This window comes from Pseudomonas sp. P5_A2_2, assembly GCF_054177685.1.
The window spans coordinates 1-2,927 of record NZ_JBGCUL010000580.1 but is presented as its reverse complement, the minus strand read 5'-3'; the positions used below and the strand labels follow the sequence as shown (position 1 = coordinate 2,927).

The following is a 2,927-nucleotide window of genomic DNA, read 5'->3' as shown; positions in this document are numbered from 1 at the left end:
GCCTCCGGTGTGCCGCTGCGTGTGCAATTGCTCGGTTCCGATCCGGTGTGCCTGGCGGAAAATGCCGCGCTGGCTTGCGAGCTGGGTTCCGAAGTGATCGACCTGAACTTCGGCTGCCCGGCCAAGACCGTCAACAAATCCCGTGGTGGTGCGGTACTGCTCAAGGAGCCCGAGCTGCTCAACCAGATCGTCGAGCACGTCCGCCGCGCCGTCCCCGCGCACATTCCGGTGACCGCCAAGATGCGCCTGGGCTTCGATAGCCCGGACGGTTCGCTGGTGTGCGCTACGGCCCTGGCCGAAGGCGGTGCGGAACATATCGTGGTGCACGCGCGGACCAAGGTGGATGGCTACAAGCCGCCAGCGCACTGGGAATGGATCCCTCGCGTGCAGGATGTGGTCAAGGTGCCGGTGTTCGCCAATGGTGATATCTGGAGCGTCGAAGACTGGCGGCGTTGCCGCGAGATCAGCGGCGTTGAAGACATCATGCTCGGTCGTGGCCTGGTTTCGCGCCCGGATCTCGCCCGGCAGATCGCTGCAGCGCGGGCCGGGGAGGAGGTGGTCGAGATGACCTGGGCCGAGTTGCTGCCGCTGATCCAGGACTTCTGGCTGCAAGCCAAAGCGCAGATGACGCCGCGTCAATCGCCGGGTCGCTTGAAGCAATGGCTGGCGATGCTGACCCGCAATTATCCCGAGGCGGTAGAGCTGTTCACCGTGCTGCGCCGTGAGACCGAGCTGGATAATGTCTCGCATTTGCTGGGTCTGCCCGTGGCGGAAGCAGCCTGAAATTTTTAAAAAAAGCTGAAAAAAWTCTCTTGAAATGCAATCAGCGGTCCCTATCTAAGGATTACGCGATGCCGAATTCGGGTCGCGGAGACAAAAAACCTTGCTGATTGTTTTCAGGAGATTTGAATCATGGCAACTACATTTTCGATGGCACCACTGTTCCGTTCCTCGGTAGGTTTCGATCGTTTCAACGACCTGTTCGAAACCGCCTTGCGCAATGAGCCAGGCAGCACCTATCCACCTTACAACGTGGAAAAACACGGCGACGATCTATACCGCATCGTCATTGCCGCGGCAGGTTTCCAGGAAGAAGATCTGGAGCTCGAAGTCGAGAAAGGCGTGCTGACCATCAGTGGCGGCAAACGCGACGCGAACGAAGACGTCACTTATCTGTATCAGGGCATTGCGCAGCGTGCCTTCAAACTGTCCTTCCGCCTGGCGGACCACATCGAGATCAAGGCTGCCGGCCTGAGCAACGGTCTGTTGAGCATCGACCTGTTGCGGGTGGTACCGGAAGAGGCGAAAGCCAAGCGCATCCCGATCAACGGCACGCAGAAGAAGGCTCTGCAACACTGAGCCGAGCCCGAAGCCGGGTCGTGTGATTGATCAGGTAGCCGGCCGAAACAAAAAGACCCCGACTTGTCGGGGTCTTTTTTTGCACTCATGTGAAGGAAACCGGATTTTTCCAGCCAGCACGCGTAATCGTTCGCGTGCATCGCGAGCAGGCTCGCTCCTACAGGAGTGGTGTTATTTCAGCAGTTTTTGGAACTCTTCCACCGGCAACGGCTGACTGTGCAAATACCCTTGGTAGAAATGGCACTCCAGCCCCTGTAAGAACTCCAGCTGCTCCGCTGTTTCGACCCCTTCGGCAATCACCTTCAAATCCAGGCTGTGGGCCATGGCGACGATGGCGCGGATGATCTCGGCGTCGTTCGGGTCGCTGGTGGCGTCGCGGATGAACGACTGGTCGATTTTCAGGGTGTCGACCGGCAAGCGCTTGAGGTACGTCAGCGAGGAATAGCCGGTGCCGAAGTCGTCCATGGCGAAGCTCACACCGAGTTTTTTCAGGCGGCGCATTTTGCTGATGGTGTCCTCCAGGTTCTGGATGACGATGCCTTCGGTGATTTCCAGTTTCAACAGGGAGCAGGGCAGGCCATAGCTGGACAGGCTGTTTTCGACGCGCTCGACGAAGTCGTTCTGGCGGAACTGGCGCGGGCTGATGTTCACGCACAAGCTGAATTTGTAAGGGTCTATCAAGCCTTTGTCGATCAGTTGTTTGAAGGCCTGGCAGGCTTCGTCGAGGATCCAGGTGCCGACCTCCAGAATCAGTCCGCTGTCTTCCAGCACCTTGATGAACTCGGTGGGTGACTGCCTGCCGAGCTCCGGATGATTCCAGCGCACCAAGGCCTCTGCACCGACGATGCGGTCGCCCCGGGCGTCGACCTGGGGTTGGTAATGCACGCGAAACTCACCCCGGGAAAGYGCCAGGCGCAAGTCGGTTTCCATGCGCAGGCGTTCGCTCGCGGCCTTCTGCATGGTGTTGTGGAACATCTGCGCGGTATTGCGCCCCGAGTCCTTGGCGCGATAGAGCGCGATGTCGGCGCGCTTGAGCAGGTCGGTCGGGGTCGAACCGTGATCGGGGATCAGCGCAATGCCGATGCTTGGCGTCACTTGCAGGCGCTGGCCGTCGAGGAACATCGGTTCGGACAGCAGTTCGCGGATGGTGTCGGCCAGTTCGCGTACCTGATCGCTGACCTCGCTGCGCGAGCCTTCGAGACCGCTGAGCAGTATTACGAATTCGTCACCGCCCAGACGCGCAACGGTGTCCTCCATGCGCACGCTGGCCTCCAGGCGCGCGGTGATGATTTTCAGCACGGTATCGCCCACCGGATGCCCGAGGGAGTCGTTGATGTGCTTGAAGTGGTCCAGGTCGAGGAACATCAGCGCACCACGTAAATTGTGGCGTTTGAGCAGGGCAATTTGCTGACTGAGCCGATCCATCAGCAGCGCCCGATTGGGCAGGTTGGTCAGTGAGTCGTGGTAGGCCAGATGGCGAATCTGCGCTTCGGCGTTTTTCAGCAGGCTGACGTCCCGCGCGGTCAACAGCAGGCAGGCGGTTTCATTGAGGGTGATCGGTTCCACCG

At 59.6% G+C, this 2,927-nt stretch carries 3 protein-coding genes; 2 read left to right on the top strand and 1 reads right to left on the bottom strand.

Annotation, left to right across the window (positions count from 1 at the left end; translation table 11 throughout):
• Together ACXRVY_RS22590 and ACXRVY_RS22585 are read left to right on the top strand one after the other, a co-directional pair.
• The coding region (locus ACXRVY_RS22590) for a tRNA dihydrouridine synthase (protein ID WP_458238284.1) at positions 1-783 on the top strand (783 nt) is incomplete at its 5' end.
• Between the two features lie 129 nt (positions 784-912).
• Positions 913-1,359: an Hsp20 family protein gene (locus tag ACXRVY_RS22585; protein ID WP_223457069.1), complete on the top strand. Its 447-nt coding sequence runs from the start codon at positions 913-915 to the stop codon at positions 1,357-1,359.
• A 171-nt stretch (positions 1,360-1,530) separates the two neighbouring features.
• Here the strand turns inward: ACXRVY_RS22585 and ACXRVY_RS22580 are convergent.
• Positions 1,531-2,927 (bottom strand): putative bifunctional diguanylate cyclase/phosphodiesterase (locus ACXRVY_RS22580; protein WP_458238283.1); only part of this gene is annotated, 1,397 nt, incomplete at its 5' end.

Bases quoted from the DNA above. Each gene is read 5' to 3' on its own strand.
- ACXRVY_RS22585 (WP_223457069.1), top strand. From the start codon at position 913: ATGGCAACTACATTTTCGATGGCACCACTGTTCCGTTCCTCGGTAGGT.